General features: G+C 64.1%; 21 protein-coding genes. 11 read left to right on the top strand and 10 right to left on the bottom strand.

Features of this window, described 5'->3' with window-relative positions; all coding sequences use genetic code 11:
- The 3 genes from R3280_RS10880 to R3280_RS10870 form a co-directional block, all read left to right on the top strand.
- Positions 1-1,586 (top strand): biotin/lipoyl-containing protein (locus R3280_RS10880; RefSeq protein ID WP_318998633.1); only part of this gene is annotated, 1,586 nt, incomplete at its 5' end.
- Positions 1,583-2,410 carry an NAD(P)-dependent oxidoreductase gene (locus R3280_RS10875; protein WP_318998632.1) on the top strand — a complete coding sequence of 276 codons (828 nt, stop codon included), beginning with the start codon at positions 1,583-1,585 and terminating at the stop codon, positions 2,408-2,410. The genes R3280_RS10880 and R3280_RS10875, both read left to right, overlap by 4 nt.
- A 77-nt stretch (positions 2,411-2,487) precedes the next feature.
- Positions 2,488-4,311, top strand: a complete 1,824-nt coding sequence (locus tag R3280_RS10870) for a long-chain-acyl-CoA synthetase (RefSeq protein ID WP_318998631.1) — start codon at positions 2,488-2,490, stop codon at positions 4,309-4,311.
- Between the two features lie 46 nt (positions 4,312-4,357).
- Here R3280_RS10870 and R3280_RS10865 read toward each other — a convergent pair whose 3' ends face one another.
- Positions 4,358-5,338, bottom strand: a complete 981-nt coding sequence (locus R3280_RS10865) for an NADPH:quinone oxidoreductase family protein (protein WP_318998630.1) — start codon at positions 5,336-5,338, stop codon at positions 4,358-4,360.
- 145 nt (positions 5,339-5,483) lie between these two features.
- Complete coding sequence (locus R3280_RS10860; protein ID WP_318998629.1) at positions 5,484-6,053, bottom strand: BLUF domain-containing protein; 570 nt, start codon at positions 6,051-6,053, stop codon at positions 5,484-5,486.
- 253 nt (positions 6,054-6,306) lie between these two features.
- On the opposite strand from R3280_RS10860, the gene R3280_RS10855 reads away from it, so the two are divergent.
- From R3280_RS10855 to R3280_RS10840, 4 genes are read left to right on the top strand one after another with little or no spacing between them, the layout of a single operon-like run.
- A complete protein-coding gene (locus R3280_RS10855) occupies positions 6,307-7,605 on the top strand; it encodes an NCS2 family permease (RefSeq protein ID WP_318998628.1) in 1,299 nt (432 codons plus the stop codon).
- Positions 7,606-7,633: 28 nt separating this feature from the next.
- The gene (locus R3280_RS10850; RefSeq protein WP_318998627.1) at positions 7,634-8,176 is read left to right on the top strand and encodes an adenine phosphoribosyltransferase; all 543 of its coding nucleotides are present in this window, start codon (positions 7,634-7,636) and stop codon (positions 8,174-8,176) included.
- 35 nt (positions 8,177-8,211) lie between these two features.
- On the top strand, positions 8,212-8,874 hold the full coding sequence (locus tag R3280_RS10845; protein ID WP_318998626.1) for a fumarylacetoacetate hydrolase family protein: 663 nt from the start codon (positions 8,212-8,214) through the stop codon (positions 8,872-8,874).
- A 58-nt stretch (positions 8,875-8,932) separates the two neighbouring features.
- Positions 8,933-10,249, top strand: coding sequence for an AarF/ABC1/UbiB kinase family protein (locus R3280_RS10840; RefSeq protein ID WP_318998625.1), 1,317 nt, complete (start codon positions 8,933-8,935; stop codon positions 10,247-10,249).
- Here R3280_RS10840 and R3280_RS10835 read toward each other — a convergent pair.
- The 3 genes from R3280_RS10835 to R3280_RS10825 form a co-directional block, all read right to left on the bottom strand.
- Positions 10,246-10,935 carry an NAD-dependent deacylase gene (locus R3280_RS10835; protein WP_318998624.1) on the bottom strand — a complete coding sequence of 230 codons (690 nt, stop codon included), beginning with the start codon at positions 10,933-10,935 and terminating at the stop codon, positions 10,246-10,248. The genes R3280_RS10840 and R3280_RS10835 overlap by 4 nt on opposite strands.
- 43 nt (positions 10,936-10,978) lie before the next feature.
- Positions 10,979-11,485 (bottom strand): DUF2244 domain-containing protein, encoded by a 507-nt coding sequence (locus R3280_RS10830; RefSeq protein WP_318998623.1) that lies wholly within the window; start codon positions 11,483-11,485, stop codon positions 10,979-10,981.
- Between the two features lie 66 nt (positions 11,486-11,551).
- Positions 11,552-12,943, bottom strand: a complete 1,392-nt coding sequence (locus tag R3280_RS10825) for an FAD-binding oxidoreductase (RefSeq protein WP_318998622.1) — start codon at positions 12,941-12,943, stop codon at positions 11,552-11,554.
- Between the two features lie 235 nt (positions 12,944-13,178).
- On the opposite strand from R3280_RS10825, the gene serA reads away from it, so the two are divergent.
- Both serA and R3280_RS10815 read left to right on the top strand, forming a co-directional pair.
- Positions 13,179-14,408 carry a phosphoglycerate dehydrogenase gene (gene serA, locus R3280_RS10820; protein WP_318998621.1) on the top strand — a complete coding sequence of 410 codons (1,230 nt, stop codon included), beginning with the start codon at positions 13,179-13,181 and terminating at the stop codon, positions 14,406-14,408.
- Between the two features lie 204 nt (positions 14,409-14,612).
- A complete protein-coding gene (locus R3280_RS10815) occupies positions 14,613-14,903 on the top strand; it encodes a hypothetical protein (RefSeq protein WP_318998620.1) in 291 nt (96 codons plus the stop codon).
- A 116-nt stretch (positions 14,904-15,019) separates the two neighbouring features.
- Here the strand turns inward: R3280_RS10815 and R3280_RS10810 are convergent, their stop codons facing one another.
- Together R3280_RS10810 and R3280_RS10805 are read right to left on the bottom strand one after the other, a co-directional pair.
- Positions 15,020-15,622, bottom strand: a complete 603-nt coding sequence (locus tag R3280_RS10810) for an OmpA family protein (RefSeq protein WP_413468769.1) — start codon at positions 15,620-15,622, stop codon at positions 15,020-15,022.
- Between the two features lie 104 nt (positions 15,623-15,726).
- On the bottom strand, positions 15,727-16,734 hold the full coding sequence (locus R3280_RS10805) for an alpha/beta hydrolase (RefSeq protein ID WP_318998618.1): 1,008 nt from the start codon (positions 16,732-16,734) through the stop codon (positions 15,727-15,729).
- Between the two features lie 213 nt (positions 16,735-16,947).
- Here R3280_RS10805 and R3280_RS10800 point away from each other — a divergent pair, with 213 nt between their 5' ends.
- Together R3280_RS10800 and R3280_RS10795 are read left to right on the top strand one after the other, a co-directional pair.
- Positions 16,948-17,841 (top strand): alpha/beta hydrolase, encoded by an 894-nt coding sequence (locus R3280_RS10800; protein WP_318998617.1) that lies wholly within the window; start codon positions 16,948-16,950, stop codon positions 17,839-17,841.
- Entirely contained in the window at positions 17,838-18,599 is a 762-nt protein-coding gene (locus tag R3280_RS10795; RefSeq protein ID WP_318998616.1) for an SDR family oxidoreductase, read from the top strand. The genes R3280_RS10800 and R3280_RS10795 overlap by 4 nt, the downstream gene beginning before the upstream one ends.
- On the opposite strand, the gene R3280_RS10790 is transcribed toward R3280_RS10795, so the two are convergent.
- The 3 genes from R3280_RS10790 to rlmJ all read right to left on the bottom strand — a co-directional run.
- Positions 18,577-18,870, bottom strand: a complete 294-nt coding sequence (locus R3280_RS10790; protein ID WP_318998615.1) for a GIY-YIG nuclease family protein — start codon at positions 18,868-18,870, stop codon at positions 18,577-18,579. The genes R3280_RS10795 and R3280_RS10790 overlap by 23 nt on opposite strands.
- Positions 18,867-19,781, bottom strand: a complete 915-nt coding sequence (locus R3280_RS10785; RefSeq protein ID WP_318998614.1) for a DMT family transporter — start codon at positions 19,779-19,781, stop codon at positions 18,867-18,869. The genes R3280_RS10790 and R3280_RS10785 overlap by 4 nt, the downstream gene beginning before the upstream one ends.
- Before the next feature lie 19 nt (positions 19,782-19,800).
- A partial coding sequence (gene rlmJ, locus R3280_RS10780) for a 23S rRNA (adenine(2030)-N(6))-methyltransferase RlmJ (RefSeq protein WP_318998613.1) occupies positions 19,801-20,458 on the bottom strand: 658 nt, incomplete at its 5' end.

Here is a 20,458-nt window from a genome sequence, read left to right as displayed (position 1 = left end):
TCGAGGGAGATCGTGCCAGTGACGATGAGCTGGCGGCGGCCGCCGGCGACATTGGCTACCCGTTGATGATCAAGGCCTCCGCCGGTGGAGGCGGGCGGGGCATGCGCCTGGTGCAGGAGGAGGGCGAGCTTCGGAGTGAGATCCAGCGCGCCCGTTCCGAGGCCCGCAGTGCTTTTGGCGACGACGAGCTGATCCTGGAAAAAGCAGTGATCGAGCCCCGTCACATCGAAATCCAGGTGTTTGCCGACAGCCACGGTAACGCGGTCTACCTGGGGGAGCGGGACTGCTCGATCCAGCGGCGGCACCAGAAGGTGGTGGAGGAGGCGCCCTCCCCCTTCGTCACTCCCGAACTGCGCCAGGCCATGGGCGAGGCTGCGGTGAAGGCGGCGCTGGCCTGCGACTACCGGGGCGCCGGCACGGTGGAGTTCCTGGTGGACAAGGACCGCAACTTCTACTTCCTGGAGATGAACACCCGGCTGCAGGTGGAGCACCCGGTCACCGAACTGGTCACCGGCCAGGATCTGGTGGCCTGGCAATTGGCGGTGGCCGAAGGCCGGCCACTGCCGCTGGCCCAGGAGCAGGTCACCCTGAACGGTCATGCCATCGAGGTGCGGCTCTACGCCGAGGACCCGGCCGACAACTACACACCCCAGACCGGCCAACTGGCGGCTTTCCGGCCAGCCCCGGTGGCGGGCGTGCGCTATGACTCCGGGGTGCGCGCCGGTGATATGGTAACGCCCCACTACGACCCCATGCTGGCCAAGGTGGTGGCCTGGGGGCAGACCCGGGACGATGCCCGGCGCCGGCTGCTGCGGGCGCTGGAGGACACCCTGGTGGCGGGCGTTACCACCAACCGGTATTTCCTTAGCCGCATCATCGCCGACCCGGCATTCGGCGCCGGCGAAGCCACCACCGCCTTCCTCGACCAGGCTTTCCGCCAGGACGAATCCAGGGAGCCGGTGATTGCGGGCCGCCGTGAGCTGAGCATCGGAGCCGCCCTTTTCGCCCTGGGCAGCAGTGCCGCCGGTGGCTGGAGCAACAGCCCCGCGACGGCCCTGCCGCTTGTGCTGGAGGTGGCTGGCAAACGTCTGGAGGTGTTCGTCCGGCGTCAGGGCAGTGAGGTGGAGGTCCACCATGGCGAGGATGTGGACCGGCTGGCTGTCGTGGAGTGGACTCACCAGAGCCTGTGCTTCATCGACAAGGGCGTACGTCAGACTTGCCAATATCAGCTGTCCGACAATCGCCTATATTTGCAGGCATCGGGTCGGACCCTGGAGCTGGTGGATGTGACCCACCAGGCGCCGGGGGAGCGGGACAGCGCCGGGTCCGGCAAGCTCAAGGCGACCATGGACGGAGCCATCGTGGATGTGCTGGCCAGGGCTGGTGAAACCGTGAACAAAGGCGATACGCTGGTGGTACTGGAGGCCATGAAGATGGAACATCCGGTCAAGGCCGATCGCGACGGCCAGCTTATCGCGGTTCATATCACCCGGGGAGACCAGGTCCGGCGCCACCAGCTGCTGATGGAGCTGGCTGTCGAGGCGACAGCGGACGCGGGCTCCCCCGACAAGGAGGCCCAGGCATGACCACACTGAAAGACAAGACGGTATTCATCACCGGCGCCAGTCGCGGCATCGGCAGGGCCATCGCCCTGGCCTGCGCCCGGGAAGGCGCCAACGTGGTGATCGCGGCCAAGTCCGACAAGCCGCATCCGAAACTGCCGGGGACCATTCACTCGGTGGCGGACGAGGTCCGGGAAGCCGGAGGCCAGGCCCTGCCGCTGGTGCTGGATGTGCGGGAGGAGGATCTGGTCAAGGACTGCATGAAGCAGGCCGCCGAGCATTTTGGCGGTATCGACATGCTGGTGAACAACGCCGGCGCCATCCGCCTGCAGGGCGTGGAGAAGCTGCCGGTGAAGCGTTACGACCTGATGCACCAGGTCAACGCCCGGGCGGTCTTCCTGTGCAGTCAGGCGGCGCTGCCCTGGCTCAAGGAGTCGGACCAGGGTCACATCCTGAGCCTGTCGCCGCCGCTGAACATGGATCCCAAGTGGTTCGCCCAGTACGGCGCCTACACCACCACCAAGTACGCCATGTCGATGCTGACCCTGGGCATGGCGGAGGAGTTCAAGCGCTACAACATTGCCGTCAATTCGCTGTGGCCGCGCACCCTGATCGCCACCGCGGCGATCGAATTCGAAGTGGGCGGACCGGAGATGATGAAGCAGGGCCGCAAGCCCGACATCATGGCGGATGCGGCGCTGCACATCCTGTCGCAACGGTCCAGCCAGCTCACCGGCCAGACCCTGATCGACGAGGATGTCCTGCGGGACGCCGGGGTCACGGATTTCGAGCACTACCGGTACGCGGCCGGCGACAAGCCGCTGCTGGATGACCTGTTTCTGGAATAGCCCCGGCGTTCATACATCCCGGGGCCGGGGCCCGACCGTGAGGAGGGCCCCGATAAAAACGAGCTAGGGATGAACGCATGAGTCAAGATACGGTTTCCGCGCGGGACATCGCCCGCCACCTGCCCGGCGTTTTCAAACGCTTTCCGGCCATTGCCCGTGGCTATTACTATTACTCGGTCAAGCGCGACCGCAAACAACTGACCCTGGGCACGCTGATCGAGCGCAACGCCGACAAATACGGCGACCGGCCGGCTGTGATGTACGAGGATCGCCGCCTCAGCTACGCCGAATTCAACGCCTGGGCCAACCGCATTGCCCACTACCTGCGGGATCGGGGCCTGGGTAAAGGCGATGCCATTGCCGTGCTGCTGGAAAACCGCCCGGAACTGCTGGCGGTGGTGGCCGGTGCCGCCAAGGCCGGCGTCGCCTGCGCCATGCTCAACACCTCCCAGAAAGGCAAGGTGCTGGCCCACAGTATCAACCTGATCGAGCCGGCCCTGATCGTGGTGGGCGAAGAGCTGCGGGAGACGTTCGACGGCGTCCGGGACCAGGTCACCCTTATCCACCCCGACCCCTGCATGTTCCTGGCTGACTGCAATACCCTCAATGCCTTTGGCGAGGCGCCGGCGGGCTACATCAACATGGCCGAACGGGTCAGCAGCTTCCCGGCCACCAACCCGGACCTGGCGGATCCGCCTACCCTTGGGGATACCGCGGTCTACCTGTTCACCTCCGGCACCACCGGCCTGCCCAAGGCGGCGCCGGGGTCGCACCGCAAGTTCATCAAGGCCTACGGTGGCTTCGGGCTGATGTCGCTGAACATGGGGCCGGACGACGTGCTCTATTGCACCCTGCCCTTCTACCACGGCACCGCCCTGCTGGTGTGCTGGGGCTCGGCGCTTGCCGGCGGCTCGGCCATCGCCATGCGCCGCCGGTTCTCCGCCAGCGCCTTCTGGGATGATGTGCGAGCATTCAACGCCACCACCTTCGGTTATGTGGGAGAGCTCTGCCGCTACCTGCTGAACCAGCCCCCGGGGCCCGGGGACCGCGATCATCGCCTCACCAAGATGGTGGGCAACGGCCTGCGGCCATCGATCTGGAAACCCTTCAAGGAGCGCTTCGGGATCGAGACGGTGGCGGAGCTCTACGCCTCCAGCGAGGGCAACATCGGTTTTTCCAACTTCTTCAACGTGGACAACACCGTGGGATTCTCCACCGCGCCCTACAAGCTGGTGAAGTTCCACGACGGCACCCGCGACCCGGTCCGCAACGCCAAGGGTCGCATGGAGGAAGTGGCCAAGGGCGAGCCCGGCCTGCTGATCGGCGAGATCACCAAGAAATGGTCCTTCGAGGGCTATACCCAGAAGGAGGCCACCGAGAAGTCCATCCTGCGGGACGGCTTCAAGAAGGGGGACCAGTGGTTCAACACCGGGGACGTCTTGCGGCAGATCGGCTGCGGCCATCTGCAGTTCGTTGACCGGATGGGTGACACCTTCCGCTGGAAAGGCGAGAACGTCTCCACCACCGAGGTGGAGAACATCATCGACGGCTCCGGCCTGGTGGAGGAGGCCATCTGCTACGGCGTGGAGATCCCCGGCACCAACGGCAAGGCCGGCATGGTGACCCTGGTGCCCCTGGCGGGCAAGGCCGCGTTCGACCCGGACCGGCTGTTCCGTTACCTGGAGGACAACCTGCCCCCCTACGCCATTCCGGTGTTCATCCGGGTGGCTGAGAGCATCGAGAAAACCGGCACCTTCAAGTACAAGAAGGTGGATCTGCAAAAGGCCGGATACCGGCCGGACAGTGACGCGGTCTACGCCTGGCTGCCGAAAACAAAGGGCTATACCCGCCTGGACGACAGCCTGGTCGCACAGATCGACGCCGGCAAGGTGCGGTTCTAGGGAAAGCTGAGGCGCCGGCCGGGAAGGCCGGCGCCGGATTCGACGGTCAGTCCGAGACTTTCAGGACGATCTTGCCCTTGGCGCGGCGATCGGTCAGGGCGTTCAGCGCCTCGGCGTACTGCTCGAACGGGAAGACCTCACTGACCCGCGGCTTGATCTTGCCGCCGGTGTAGAGCTTGAACAGGTCCATCATGTTCTGGGCGCTGACCTCCGGCTCCTTCTGGGTGAAGGCGCCCCAGAACACACCCACCACCGAACAGCCCTTGAGCAGGGTCAGGTTGGCGGGAAGCTTGGGAATGTCGCCGGCGGCGAAGCCGATGATCAGGTGGCGGCCGTTCCAGGCCATGGCCCGCAGGGCCTGCTCGGTGAACTCACCGCCCACCGGGTCGTAGACCACATCCACGCCACGGTTCCTGGTGAGCTTCTTGACCGTGTCCTTCAGGGGCTCTTCGGTGTAGTTGATGACCTCGTCCGCCCCGGCCTGTTTGGCCACTTCCAGCTTGTCGGCGCTGCTGGCGGCGGCGATCACGTGGGCGCCCATGGCCTTGCCCAGCTCCACCGTGGCCAGCCCCACACCGCCACTGGCACCCAGCACCAGTAGGGTCTCGCCGGGCTTGAGGTCGGCGCGCTGCTTGAGGGCGTGGTAGGAGGTGCCGTAGACCATGGTGAAGGCGGCGGCCTCCTCGTCGCTCATGCTCTCCGGCACCGGCAGCAGGTTGCTCTCCGCCACCACCACTTCCTCGGCAAAGGCGCCATAACCGGTCAGGCCCATGACCCGATCACCGGCCTTAAAGCGTGTGACCTTCTCCCCGACCGCGATCACCTCGCCGGCCATCTCGCCACCGGGAGAAAACGGCATGGAAGGCTTGAGCTGGTATTTGCCCTGGATAATGAGGGTATCCGGGAAGTTCAGACCGGCAGCCCGAACCCGCACCTTGACGCCGCTGCCCTTGGCTTCCGGGCTCTTGGTGTCCTCGATGACCAGCGACTCGGCCGGGCCGTATTCCTTGCACAGGATAGCTTTCATGGTCTTGCTCCGCAGATTGCCGTTGGGCGCCGGGGCCGGCGCCGGATAGCCTTCAACCTAAACCCAGACCCGGCATGAATCAAATGAACAGATCTTATGGTTTTGGATCAACGGTACTAATGGCTACTGCGTCGGCTGCGGAGCCTCAGAACAGCAGCATGCCTCCCGCCACGAAAGCCCCCAGCAGCACCACACCGGCCAGTATCAGGCCCATACGGACGCCGGATGACACCGGAGCCTCGGGGGCAGCGGTGGGTCGTGCTTCGGAATGGTTGATCAGCTTATCGTCGTGGCTGGACTTGCGGATCAGTTCGATCATCTGCTCACAGACTTCACGGTCGAATGCGTAGGGATTGAACTCCGAAAGCCCCTGGCGCTTGAGAAACGCCGCCACATCGCCGGCCACAGGCACGTATTTCATGGACCAGTTCTTGAAGGTGCGCTCCTTCAGTGGCTCATCGATAAGGGTTTTCACGTTGCGATGGCGAGTGTCCTTCTTGATGGTCTCGTAGAGCTCGTGGACCGCCCGTTCCTCACCTTCCAGATACTGGAAAAAGCGGTTGTCACCGTAATAAAGCCCGCCTACCAGGCCTTTTTTGGGGTTATTGCGCCGTGAGGTCAGCAGTATGCGTGCAACGTTGGGCTCCACGCCGCTCTTCGTGGGACTGGCGTCAAAGGTCGCCTCACTGGCGTAAGCCAGTCTGATCAGGGCCATTTTACTACTCCGGGTTAGCAGGATTTTGGATGCACCAATCATTAATACCGCTGACGGCGACTGCCGGATCAGTGGCCGGCAAAACCTGGACCTCGACTCACTGCTTGGCCTGACCCCTGCCAGCCGTTACCATGGCACTTTTTTCGCTGGCCCGCTGCGCCCGGCATTACGCTTGGCGCACCGTGACACGCCCGGACCAGCCCCCCGGATTCCACATAAACCGACCCAGAACCCTTTGAGGCTCGCATTCGTCATGCTTGAACGACTCTTCCAACTCAAGGCCCACGGCACCACCGTCCGCAAGGAACTGATCGCCGGCGTCACCACCTTCCTGACCATGGCCTACATCATCGTCGTCAACCCCAGCATTCTATCCGCCACCGGCATGGACTTTGGCGCGGTGTTCGTGGCCACCTGTCTGGCGGCGGTGATCGGCACCCTGATCATGGGCCTCTGGGCCAACTACCCCATCGCCATGGCGCCGGGCATGGGGCTGAACGCGTTCTTCTCGTTCACCGTGGTGGGCAGTATGGGCTACAGCTGGCAGGTGGCCCTGGGGGCGGTCTTCCTGTCCGGCGTCCTGTTCTTCCTGCTCAGCCTCTTCAAGGTGCGGGAGTGGATCATCAACAGCATTCCCATGTCGCTGCGGTTCGGCATTTCCGCCGGCATCGGTTTCTTCCTGGCGCTGATCGCGCTCAAGAACGCCGGCATCGTGGTGGACCATCCCGCCACCCTGGTGGGCATGGGTGAAGTGAAAACCGCCGAAAGCCTGCTGTTCTTCGGTGGTTTCCTGCTGATCTGCGCGCTGTCCTTCCGCCAGGTCACCGGCGCGGTGATGATCGGCATCATCGCCGTCACCCTGGCCGCCCTGGCCATGAACATGATCGAGTACAAGGGCCTGGTATCGGCGCCGCCAAGCCTGGCGCCCACCTTCCTACAGCTGGACCTGGCCGGCGCCCTCAACGTGGGCATGATCAGCGTCATCTTCGCCTTTCTGTTTGTGGACCTGTTCGATACCTCCGGCACCCTGATCGGCGCCGCCCAGCGTGGCGGTCTGCTGGACAAGGACGGCAAACTGCCGCGCCTGGGCCGGGCCCTGATGTCCGATTCGGTGGCCACCATGTCCGGCGCCGCCCTGGGCACCTCAACCACCACCAGCTACATCGAGTCCACCGCCGGCATCACTGCCGGCGGACGCACCGGCCTCACCGCCGTGGTGGTTGCGGCGCTGTTCCTGGCCTGTCTGCTGCTTTCCCCCATCGCCAGCATCATTCCCGCCTACGCCACCGCACCGGCACTGCTCTACGTGGCCGTGCTGATGACCGGCGGTCTCAAGCTGATCGACTGGGACGATGTCACCGAGGCCGCGCCGGCGGTGGTGACCGCCCTGATGATGCCGCTGACCTTTTCCATCGCCAATGGTATTGCCCTGGGCTTCATCACCTATGCGGTGCTCAAGGCCCTGAGTGGACGAATGTCCCAGCTCAATGTCAGTGTGGTGATCATCGCGCTGATCTTTATCCTGAAATTCATCTTCCTGGAAGCCGGCTGAGGCCGGGCCATTGGGGAAACGACACGCCATGGACTACTTTGCCAACTCCATCAAGAACGCCATCCGCACGGTGCCTGACTGGCCCAAGCCCGGCGTCCAGTTCCGCGACATCACCACCGTACTGCAGGATCGCACCGCCTTCCGCAAGCTGATCGACGCCTTCGTCCACCGTTACCACGCCAGCGATATCGACGCCGTGGCGGCGGTGGACGCCCGCGGTTTCATCATCGGCTCCGCCCTGGCCTACGAGCTCAACGCCAGCCTCGTGCTGGTACGCAAGAAGGGCAAGCTGCCGTTCGACACCCTGGTGGAGGATTACCAGCTGGAATACGGTACAGCCTCGGTGGAGCTGCACAAGGACGCCTTCAAACCCGGCGACCGGGTGGTTCTGGTGGACGACCTGATCGCCACCGGCGGCACCATGCTGGCCGCTGCCCGGCTGATCCGGCGGATCGGCGCGGACATCGTGGAAGTGGCGGCCATGATAGACCTGCCGGACCTGGGGGGCTCGGAAAAGCTCCGGGCCGAGGATCTGCAGGTCTATACTGTGTGCTCATTCGAGGGCGACTGACGCCGGCCCCCGCCAGCGTCATTTGAGGGATCACGATGAACAACTACCAGCACCACTGGAAAGACGGCCTGCCGGTGCACCTGCCGCTGGGCAAGATCGTCTGTATTGGCCGCAACTACGCCGATCATGCCGCCGAGCTCAACAACCCGATTCCCGACAGCCCGCTGCTGTTCATCAAGCCCTCCACCTCGGCGGTCCACCTGACCCGGCCGCTGCGCATCCCCACCGATCGCGGCGAAGTGCATTTCGAGACCGAGCTGGCGGTGCTGATCGGCAGGCCGCTGACCGCCGCCAGCCACGAAGAAGCCCGCCAGGCCATGCTGGGCTACGGCCTGGCACTCGACCTGACCCTGCGGGAGGTACAGAGCGACCTCAAGGCCAAGGGCCAGCCCTGGGAACGGGCCAAGGGCTTCGACGGGGCCTGCCCGCTGTCGCCGTTCATACCGGTGGCGCAGCTGCCCCAGACGCACCTGCACTTCAGCCTGGATGTGGATGGCGAGCGCCGCCAGAGCGGCGACACCTCGGTGCTGTTGAATCCAGTGGTCCCCCTGATATCGTACATCAGTCACCAGTTCACCCTGTTGCCCGGCGATGTGGTGCTGACCGGCACCCCCAAGGGGGTCGGCCCGCTCCATTCCGGACAGACATTGCGGCTGCAACTGGAAGAGTCCCTGCTGCTGGAGACCACCGTGCTCTGAGCAGCAGCCAGGGCAAAGATCGCCACCCAACAGACCGGCTCCGGGAGCCAGCGCAACTATGGCCAGAAAACCGGTTACCACACGCAGCGGCCGTTTTCTCCGCCTGGCGGGCATGACCGCCTCGGTGGCGGGCCAGTATGCCGGCCAGCGGGCCCGGCGCTTTCTGGGCCGCGAGGACGACGAGACCGCCCGCAGTGAGAGCTACAGCCGTATGGCGGACCAGATCGCCGACACCCTGGGGGAACTCAAGGGTGCGGTGATGAAGGTGGGCCAGATCGCCTCCCAGACCCAGGATTTCCTGCCCAAGGAATTTTCCGACGCCCTGCAGAGACTCCAGAAAGAAGCACCGCCCATGCCCTTCGAGGTGATCGTGCGGCAGATCGAGTCGGAACTGGGCAAGCCGGTGGAGGAGCTTTTCGAGTCCCTGCAGGCGAAGCCCTACGCCGCTGCGTCCATCGGCCAGGTCCACAAAGCCCGGCTGTTCAGCGGCGAGGAGGTCATCGTCAAGGTGCAGTACCCGGGGGTGGACGAGTCCTGCGACTCCGACCTCAAGCAGCTTCGCATGGCGCTCAAGCTGGGCGGGCTGCTGAAGATGCCCAAGGAAAGCGTGGACCAGCTGTTCGCGGAGATCCGGATTCGCCTGAAGGAGGAGCTGGACTACGTCAACGAAGCGGAAAACCTGGCGCTGTTCCGGGACTTCCACAGCGAGGACGACTGGATCCGCATCCCCCGCGCCATCGAAAGCCACTCGGGCCGGCGCATACTGACCCTGGAGCTGGTGGAGGGCGACCACATCAGCGAGGTGACCCCGGAACGCTATGACCAGGACACCATCAACCGGATCGGTCATCGTATCTTCACCATGATGGCGGACCAGCTGTTCCGCTATCAGTGCATCCATGGTGACCCCCACGCCGGCAATTTCGCCTTCCGGCCGGACGGCACCATCATCCTCTACGATTTCGGTTGCGTGAAGAAGCTCAAGCCGGAGATTGTCGAGGCCTACCGCAAGGCACTGGTATCGGCGCTGGAAGAGGATTATGCGGCCCTGGACCGCAATCTGATTGCCCTCGGGGCGCGGGTGGAATCACAGCCGGCGGTGGACGAGGCCTACTACGCCATGTGGCGGGACATCCTGATCCAGCCCTTCCAGAGCGACACCCCCTACGACTTCGCCCGGTCCGAGCTGCACAAGGACGTGGCCGCCAAGACCACCACCGTTTTCAAGTACCTGGACTATTTCAAGCCGCCGGTGGAAAGCATATTCATCGACCGCATGATTGCCGGCCACTACTGGATGATGAAGCGCCTGGGCGTGCAGGCAGCCTTCCGGGCCGACCTGGAACTTTACCTGAGGGGAGAAAGACCGGACTAGCGGCCCTGGCCCCGCAATCGCGCGACCCACTCGGAGACCCCCTCGGAGGCTTTCTTGCGGATCACGGTGGCGCGGTTGACCCTGGCCGGCTCGCCCGGGTCGATCACGGTGATGGGTACATCGGGGTCGGCAAAATCCACCAGCCCCGCGGCCGGGTAGACCTGCAGCGAAGTGCCCACTACCAGCAGGTGATCGGCGCTGGCCACTACCCCGGCGGCAGCCTCCAGCATCGGCACCTGCTCACCGAACCAGACCACATGGGGTCGCAACTGGCTGCCCAGCTCACAGGTATCCCCCAGCTCGATGGGCTTGTAGCCAATCGGGTAGATCAGGTCGTCCAGCCTGGAGCTGCGCGCTTGGGTGAGCTCGCCGTGCAGGTGCACCACCTTGGAGGAACCGGCCCGCTCGTGCAGATCGTCCACGTTCTGGGTGACGATGGTGACCCGGAAATCCTTCTCCAGCTCCGCCAGCGCCCGGTGGGCGGCGTTGGGCTCCACCTCCGCCAGTTGGCAGCGGCGGTCATTGTAGAACCGCAGCACCAGGGCCGGGTCGCGCCGGAAGGCTTCCGGTGTGGCAACATCGAAGACGCTGTAGTTTTCCCAGAGGCCGCCGGAATCACGAAAGGTGGACAGACCGCTTTCGGCACTGACACCGGCACCGGAGAGTACGACGATATGATCTTTCATAGCGGCATGATTGCCTCGGCCGGCCGCTATTTCAAGCCTTGTCTCAGAACCAGTAGGTCAGCGGCGGCCGGGCCCGCTCCATCTGCAGGCCCTGGGTCTCCAGGATCTTCAGCAGCAGGCTGGCGTCCTGCATGTTGAGGAAGGCGCCCAGGGAGATGTCAACGTCCCGGTGCCTGAGACGGAGTTTGGGTGGCGTGAAGGGGTGTCGCGGGTGGCTGATGTAGACCCGGGTGTAGCGTCTGGGCAGCTCCCACTCCGCCTGTTTGCGGTTGATGCCCTTCTCCAGGCGCAGGGTGTCGCCACAGATACTGAGCACCTCTTTTTTGCGGCACTGGCGGGCGGTGTAGTAAAACGCGGCCGCCAGGGCCCCCAGTTCCAGACCGGCAAAGGGAATCACCAGCCAGGCCCCGGCCAGAGCCATGCCGGTCACGATACACAACGACAGCAAACACAGCGCCAGCCAGATCCGCACGTTGGCCGGCCAGCTCAAGGACCGGTTGGGCGTGAGCAGCAGCCGGACGCCCTGCTCATCGCGATGATGCTCCACCATAACCACCCCCGGGGGGAGATATCCCGGGCGTGAGCCTGTCGTGCTTCTGTTCTTCTACCGCGCCGGTCAGTCGAAGATCTTGCCGGGATTGATCACCCGGTTGGGATCGAAAACCTGCTTGATGGCCCGCATGTAGGCAATCTCTTCCGGACCACGGGTGTAGTGCAGGTAGTCCTTCTTGGTCATACCCACGCCGTGCTCGGCGGAAACACTGCCACGGTAGCGCTCGACAATCTCGAACACCCACTTGTTCACCTGCTGGCACTTGGCGAAGAAATCCTCTTTCGCCATGTCTTCGGGCTTGAGGATGTTCAGGTGCAGGTTGCCGTCGCCAATGTGGCCAAACCAGATGATCTCAAAATCAGGATAGTGCTCGGTGACCACCGCGTCGATCTCGGTGAGGAACGGGGGCACCTTGGACACCACCACCGATATATCGTTCTTGTACGGCGTGCGCGGCGCAATGGACTCGGAGATGCGCTCGCGCAACTGCCACAGGTTGCGGGCCTGGGTCTCACTCTGACTGATGACACCATCCAGCACCCAGCCGTTCTCCACGCATTGCTCGAACAGGCCCAGGGCGTCCTCCATCACCTGCTCAGACACCGCCTCGAATTCCAGCAGCGCATAGTAGGGCGCCTCGGTGTCGAACGGTGCCTGCACCTGGCCGTGGGCCAGCACATGCTGCATGGCGGCGTGGGAGAAGAACTCGTAGGCGGTCAGGTCGATCTGTTTCTGGAAGGTCTGCAGCACATCCATGGTGTTGGTGAGATCCCCCAGCCCCAGTACCAGCACCGTGAGGTTATCCGGCTTGCGGGCCAGCTTCATGGTGGCCTCGGTGATGAAGCCCAGGGTGCCCTCGGCGCCGATAAACAGGTGGCGCAGGTCATAGCCGGTGTTGTTCTTGGCCAGGTCCTTGTTCAATTCCAGGATATCGCCCTTGCCAGTGACCACTTTCAGACCCGCCACCCAGTCCCGGCTCATGCCGTAGCGGATGACCTTGATGCCGCCGGCATTGGTGGACAGGTTGCCGCCAAGCTGGCTGGAGCCGGCGGAGGCGAAGTCCACCGGGTAGTAGAGGCCATTCTCGTCCGCAAAATTCTGGAGCTGTTCGGTGACCACCCCGGCCTGGCAGACCACGGTGCGGTCGCTGGCGCTGAAATCCAGGATCTGGTTCATGTAGTCGAAGGCCACCACCACCTCGCCGTTGGCGGCGACAGCGCCGGCGCTGAGGCCGGTGCGGCCGCCGGAGGGCACCAGGGCCACCCGGTTGTCGTTGGCAAAGCGCACCAGCGCCTGCACCTGCTCGGTGGTTTTCGGGAACACGATGGCCAGCGGCTTGGGTGGGTAGATCTTGGTCCAATCCTTGCCATAGGTGTCCAGATCGGCGGGGTCCGTCAGTACTTTTCCATCGTCCACGAGGGTCTTCAACGTGGCAATGATCTGTTCGGCGGTCATGGGTAATCCGGTCTCAAGGGGTGAAAACTCGCTGTCACCGACCCGTGGGCATTCGGGTCATCTGACACACTGTCAAAAGGAGCGATTATGGTATCATACCGCCCCTGTTCTGTGAGCCTGCCCGTCCACAGCCGCCCCAGCCCCGTGAAAACGGGTCAGCAGGGTGCCGCCGAGGCGCGTCTCACGGCTCATACCATTGTCATACGACGCGACGAAAGGTCTGGAAGCAACGCCCATGTCAAACACGTCTCTCGAAAAGAGCAAGATCCGCATCCTGCTGCTGGAAGGTGTCCACCAGTCCGCCGTGGATACCCTCAACGCCGCCGGCTACACCAACATCGAGTACCTGACCCACTCGCTGGCCGAAGAGGATCTGGTGGAGAAGGTCGCCGATGCCCATTTCGTCGGCATCCGCTCCCGCACCCAACTGACCGAGAAGGTGTTCGAGGCCGCCAAGAAGCTGGTGGCGGTAGGCTGCTTCTGCATCGGCACCAACCAGGTGGACCTGCAGGCCGCCACCCGTCGCGGCATTGCGGTCTTCAACGCGCCTTTTTCCAATACACGCAGTGTGGCGGAGCTAGTGCTGGCCCAGGCCATCCTGCTGCTGCGTGGCGTACCGGAGAAGAACGCCATGGCCCACCGGGGCGAGTGGCTCAAGTCCGCCAAGAACAGCTATGAGATCCGCGGCAAGAAGCTGGGCATCATCGGCTACGGCAACATCGGCACCCAGTTCAGTGTGCTGGCGGAATCTCTCGGCATGCACGTGTACTTCTACGATGTGGTCTCCAAGCTGCCTATCGGCAATGCCACCCAGGTGGGCACCCTACAGGAGCTGCTGAACCTGGCGGATGTGGTGAGCCTGCACGTTCCGGAAACCCCGGCCACCAAGTACATGTTCGGCGCCGAGCAGTTCGCCCAGATGAAGCCCGGCAGCATCCTGATGAACGCCTCCCGGGGCACGGTGGTGGACATCGACGCCCTGGCCCAGACCCTGCGAAGCGGCAAGCTGCTGGGTGCTGCCATCGACGTTTTCCCGGTGGAGCCCAAGTCCAACGACGAGGAGTTCGTATCGCCGCTGCGGGAATTCGACAACGTCATCCTGACCCCGCACGTGGGCGGCTCCACCATCGAGGCCCAGGAGAACATCGGCCGCGAAGTGGCGGAGAAACTGGCGATGTACAGCGACAACGGCACGTCGGTGTCATCGGTCAACTTCCCGGAAGTGGCGCTGCCCTCGCACCCCAACCAGCACCGCCTGCTGCACATCCACGAGAACGTGCCCGGCGTTATGTCCGAGATCAACCAGGTATTCTCGGAGAACGGCATCAACATCTGCGGCCAGTACCTGCAGACCAAGGAAGACATCGGCTACGTGGTAATCGATGTGGACAAGGCCTACGGCGAGCTGGCGCTGACCAAGCTCAAGTCGGTCAAGGGCACCATCCGCTGCCGGGTCCTGTTCTGAGCCCGGCGCCCTCCCCGATGCATTGAAAAGGCCCCTCGCGGGCCTTTTTTCTTGGCTCGATGTGACCGAATCGTCATTTGCCCGTCGGCCAACCACCTTGAGATCGCTGCAAAGCACCCTAACCATCTAGGTATAAGGTCAGGTTTTGGTGTCTCAACCAATGCCCAAAATGCACGGAACATGCACGAAAAAGAGGAGCGACTTATGTCACTGAAGGACACGCTGGCAAAAAAACTGGAAACCCAGACCGACTACTGGAACAAGCAGATCGAAAAGATCCGCACCGACGCCGAGACCAAGAAGGCCGAGGCCAAGGATCGTCAGGCCGAAGCCGAGATCGAGCAGGAAGTCTCGGAGCAGATCCAGGACCTGCAGCAACGGGTCGATGAGGCCCAGGACAAACTGCGGGAAGTTCGGGAAGCCGGCGAGAGTCAGATCAAGACCATCCAGGGCGCGGTGGAAAGCTGGCTGTCTGACAAGTCCGGCAAGAAATAACGCCCTCTGAGGCAGACAAAAAGGCCCGCCGGCAATGCCGGCGGGCCTTTTGTTTGGCGCGTTCAGGCGCTTTGCTGGTGCCTTTCGGCATCGGCGCCCTTACTGCATCGGTACGCTTATTCCATCGGTACCAAGGTCAGCTCGACCCGACGGTTCTGCTCGCGACCGGCGGCGGTGTCGTTGGAGGCAATCGGGTAGCGCTGGCCGTAGCCCACTGCACGGGTGCGCTTGGGCTCGATCCCCTGGTTGAGCAGGAAATCACGCACGGAGGACGCCCGCTGCTCGCTCAGCAGCTGGTTGTAGCTCTGGGAGCCGGTGCTGTCGGTATGGCCCTCGATCTGGATGATGGTCTTGTCGAACTCCTTCAGCACCAGGGCCACCGACTCCAGCACTCCGGTGAAGCTCGGCTTGATGGAGGACTGATTGGTGTCAAAGGTGATGTTGCCCGGCATCACCAACTCGATCTGGTCGCCGTTGCGCACCACCCGCACCCCTGTGCCCTCCAGTTTCTGGCGCAGCTGGGCTTCCTGACGGTCCATGTAGTAGCCGATACCGCCACCGATGGCGGCGCCGGAGGCCGCGCCAATCAGCGCGCCCTTGCCGCGATCACTCTTGCTGGAGGTGGCGGCGCCGATGGCGGCACCACCAATGGCACCGATGATACTGCCCTTGGTGGCACTGGAGGTTTTTTCCTCACCGGTGTAGGGGTCGTAGGTCATACAGCCGCCCAGTCCGAGGGTGGCTACGGCAAGTGCAACGAATAGTTTCTTCACATTCAACTCCCGAACTGATTGAGGTATGGCGCCGGCTCAGTGTGGCTCACTCAGCCGGCTTTGGAAAACCCGTTGGCATCATCGCTGAAGGTACCAATAATCGTGTTGAACACGGTGGCCTGCAAGTCTTTTGCTTCGTTCACCAGGTGATGACGCCCATCCGGTATCCGGCGCTCCTCCACCTGGGCAAACTTGTTACGGATGATGCGCAGGTTGTGCTGCCAGTCCACGGTCAGATCCTTCTCACCCTGGACCACCGTGACCGGAAAATCCACCGGCCGCGCCGACTCAATGTGCGGCACCCACTGGCGCAACGCCGTCACCCAGTCCACATGCACCGCCCGGGCCTGCAGCGGGTCCACCTCCTTGAGGAACCTCAGGAAGCGGCTGTTGCCGCTGTTTTCCGAGAACATACGCCGCCACCGGGTCAGGAAGGGCCGCGCCGCGCTGTGCAGCAGCTTGGCTCCCAGCCAGCCCATGGGCCGCACCAGCGGCGCCAGCAGCACCACCCGACGGAACTCGGAGGTCTGCCGGTCATGGTGGTTGGACAGCAGGTAGTCAATCAGTATGCCTGCGCCGGTGCTCTGGCCCACTGCGTACCAGGGCCCCCGCACCCGATCCCTTACCGCCGCCATGATATCCGTGAGGACCGCCTGGTACTCCAGGAAACTTCCAATCGCCGCCGGCGTGCCGGTGGACAGGCCATGGCCGGGCTGATCGTAGGCCAGCACGTCGAATCCGGCGCCCAGACAGCGGTCAATGAGCTGGCTGTAAAGCCCCACATGGTCAAAGTAGCCATGCAGAATGAACACCGTGCCCCGGCCCTGACGGCCCCGATAGTAGTGCACCGCCACCTGGTGACCACCCGCTTCCAGGGTGCCCTGGTGATAGCGGATGCCGGGGTACTCGACCCAGAGGTCAAGACCGTAGAAGCGGCAATAGGCCTCGGCCTCGGCCGGCAGCTCACGGGATTTGAGGGGGTCGAAGGGCATCAGCTGGGCCAGCATGGACGCCCGCTCCCAACCGGGAATCTCGAGTCTATCGGTTTTCCAGTACACGGAGAGTTACACGCCTGTCATCAAACGGATCCTGGCCCCGGCTCGCCTGCTAGTCAGCGCGACGCCCTGTTGTTCAAAGCCTAACACAACGGCCGGCCCCACGGGCATGCAAAAGGCGGCTCAGCCTGTGGCATGATAGCGGCTCAATCATGTCACGGTTCGAGCCGGCCAGTGCTGACAGGCGGCCGTGACACCCCCACAGGGAGACACTGAATGTTCCAGAGTGCGCTTGAAACCGCGCTGCGCCAGACCATGCTGCGGGCCGTTCGACCCATGCTCAACCCGCGTATTGGCGTACCTCTCCAGCGCCTGCTGGTTCGCCAGGCCTATCATAGCTCCCGCCCCCCGGCGGGATGCCGGTTCGAAACCACCAGCCATGGCGAGGTTCCGGTCACCCGCGTCAGTCACGCCAGCTCCGGCGGGGACGTGGTGCTCTATTTCCACGGTGGCGGCTACGTTCTGGGTTCCGCCGCCACCCATCGCGGTCTGACCGGCCACCTGGCCAAGGCCAGCGGCGCCACCCTGATCGTGCCGGATTACCGGCTGGCGCCGGAGCATCCCTACCCGGCCGCGGTCGAGGACGCCATGGCGGTCTACCAGGCCCTGCTGAACAACGGCATAGCGCCAGGCCGGATTGCACTGGCCGGGGATTCCGCCGGTGGCGGCCTGAGCCTGGCACTGGCCATGAGGCTCCGGGACGAGGGCCAGCCAATGCCGGCGTCGCTGACCCTGTTCTCGCCCTGGACCGACCTCACTAACAGCCAGTTGACAGCGCCGGATTGCGAGCCGGTGTTGACCCATGGCTGGATCGACAAGGCCGCCCGCCTTTATGTCGACGGCGAGTCCGCCACCACTCCCCTGATTTCGCCGGTCTACGGCGACCTGACCGGCCTGCCGCCGATGCTTATTCAGGTTGGCAGCCAGGAAATACTGCTCAACGACGCCCAGCGTCTGGCGGACCGGGCCCTGAACCAGGGCGTGGACACCACGCTGGAGATCTACAACAGCCTCTGGCACGTGTTCCAGGTTCACGCCGGTCAGCTTCATCGTGCCACCGACGCGGTCGCCACCGCCGGTCAATTCATCAGAAGGACACTGACACAATGAACTACATGCTGATCACCGGTGCCGCCTCCGGCATCGGCGCTGCCACCGCACGGCGCTTTGCCCAGGCCGGCTGGACCCTGGGCCTGCTGGATGTCAACGCCGAGGCCCTGGAGCAACTGCAGGCCCGGCTTGGCGACAAGCACTGGATCCGCACCTGCGACGTCACTGATGCCGAGTCGGTCACCCGCGCAGTGGCGGATTTCGGGGCTTTCAGCGGCAATCAGCTTCACCTGCTGCTCAACTGTGCCGGCATTCTCAACATCGGCCAGTTCGAGGACATTGCCATGGCCGACCACGCCCGAATCATAGACATCAATGTCACCGGCCTGATGCGGGTCACCCATGAGGCCTTCCCCCTGCTGAAGGCCACCCCGGGCGCCCGGGTGATCAATATGAGCTCGGCGTCCGCCACCTACGGCACGCCCCACTTCGCCAGCTATTCCGCTTCCAAGTTCGCGGTGCGGGGCCTCACCGAGGCGCTGAACATCGAGTGGCAGGCCCACGACATCCTGGTGCAGGACATCATGACGCCGTTCGTGAAAACCCCCATGGTGGAGGGCCAGAGTTTCCGGGCGCCGGTCATTGAGCGGCTGGGGGTGAGGCTCAGCGCGGAGGATCTGGCGGAGGAGATCTGGAAGGCTCACCAGGGTAAGGAGGTTCACCACCTGGTGGGGCTGCAGTTCAAGACCCTGGTGGCCAGCAACAAGTGGCTGCCTACCGCCCTCACCCGCAGCGTCATGGGCTATCTGAGCCGCTGACCGTCTCCGGCAGCGACAGCCGCCCCGCCACCAGCGCTTCCTTGCGGTGGCGGGGCCACTGCTTGAGCTGCCACTCCAGTTTTGCCGCCCGCACCCGATCGCCCACCTCGGCCTGAAACGCCAGCACCAGCGGCCCCTTGCCCCGCAGGCTGCGGGCACCGCGGGCGCCTCCGGCCTGGTGCTCGGCAAACCGCCGCGATACATCGGTGGTGATGCCGGTGTAGAGCGCCCCGCTGGCGGTGCGCACCATGTAGACCCACCAACTGCTCATCCGCCGGTCGGCTCCGTGATGGCCCGGTCGCGGGCGGCATGCTGCTGGAACCAGAGACCCCCGATGATCAACACCAGCCCGATGTAGGTGGAGGTCAGGATCACCTCCCCCAGAATGAAATAGATGAACACCAGGGAGAGAAACGGCGAAATAAAGATCAGGTTGCCGACCCGGGCGGCGCTGGTGGCCTTTTTCATGGCGTAGGACCAGAGCACGAACGCCAGACCCATCTCGAACACGCCCACATAGAGGGCGCCGGCCAGGCCCTGGAAGGAAACCAGGTCAAAGCCCTCGGTCAGGCCACAGATGACGGTGATCACCGGCAGCGCGATCACGAAGTTCAGCAGCAGGCCCACCACCGGGTCACGCTGGTCCCGGGTCGCCAGAATCCAGTAGCCCGCCCAGACCAGGGTGCTGCCCAACGCCAGGGCCACCCCGAAGGGGTCAGAGAAGGTCAGCGACAGCGGATCGCCACGGGTGGCGATCACCACCACGCCGCTGTAGCACACCAGGCCCGCCAGGATATCGCTCAGGTGCAGGCGCTGGCCCAGGAAGGGTACCGACAGGTAGGCCAGCACCAGGGCCCAGGTGTAGTTCAGGGGCTGGGCCTCCTGGGCCGGCAGGCGGTCGAACGCCCCGAACAGCAGCAGGTAGTAGAGGCAGGGGTTCATCATGCCGAGGGCCACCGACTGCAGGTACTGTTTGCGGCTCAGGCTGAACACCAGGTGCCAGCGGCCCTGCACCAGCAGCACCACGGACAGCACCAGAATAGAGGCCATCGAGGCCACCAGCAGCAGCTGGATCGGGCTCAGTGACCGCAGCGACAACTTGAACGCGGTGGCCACCGTGGACCAGAGCAGCACCGCTGCCAACCCCAGCAACATGGCCTGGCGCTGATTTTGTGTGGTCATGAAGGCGCCTCCTCTGCTGTCACTCCGGCAGCCACCAGTCGACCCGGTGCTCCGCGTCCAGCCGGTCGGGGGCCCCGGCTTCCGCCATCAGGCCGTGAAGACGCTCATCCAGGCCCCAGGGCGGATTGACCACCAGCAGGCCGCTGCCCGCCATTCCGCGCCCGGGCGGTTTTCGCAACCGCAGCTCACTGCGCAACACCTTGCGCAGCGGACTGGCCTTCAACAGCGACAGCAGCTCCTCATGGGGCCGGTCCGGCAGGATCGGGTACCAGACCAGAAACACCCCATGGCGACAGCGCTGCCAGGCCCTGATCAGAGTTTGCGCCACCTCCTGATAGTCGCTGCGGATCTCGTAGGAGGGGTCAATCAGCACGCAGAGCCTGGGCTGGGCCGGCGGCAGCGCACTCAGCAGCCCTCGAAGCCCGTCTTCCTGGCGCACCCGGACCCGCCGGGCTTCCGCCCAGCGGCTGAGCTGGGCGCCCTCGGTGGAGTGCAGTTCAAAGGCGGTAATGATGTCGCTGGGCCTGGCCAGGGCCTGCATCCAGGCCGGCGACCCCGGGTAGATGCGCAAGGGTCCACCGGCCGGATTGCGATCCGCGAGAATCGACAGGAAGCCGGCCCAGTCCGGAGCCGCCAGCCTGTCCCGGTCCCGCCAGAGGGTCTGTATGCCGAGGTCG

It is taken from the genome of Marinobacter sp. (assembly GCF_033722195.1).
Lineage (GTDB): Bacteria > Pseudomonadota > Gammaproteobacteria > Pseudomonadales > Oleiphilaceae > Marinobacter.
Note: the sequence above shows the minus strand (reverse complement) of the source record. Positions and strands in the feature narration are given on the sequence as shown.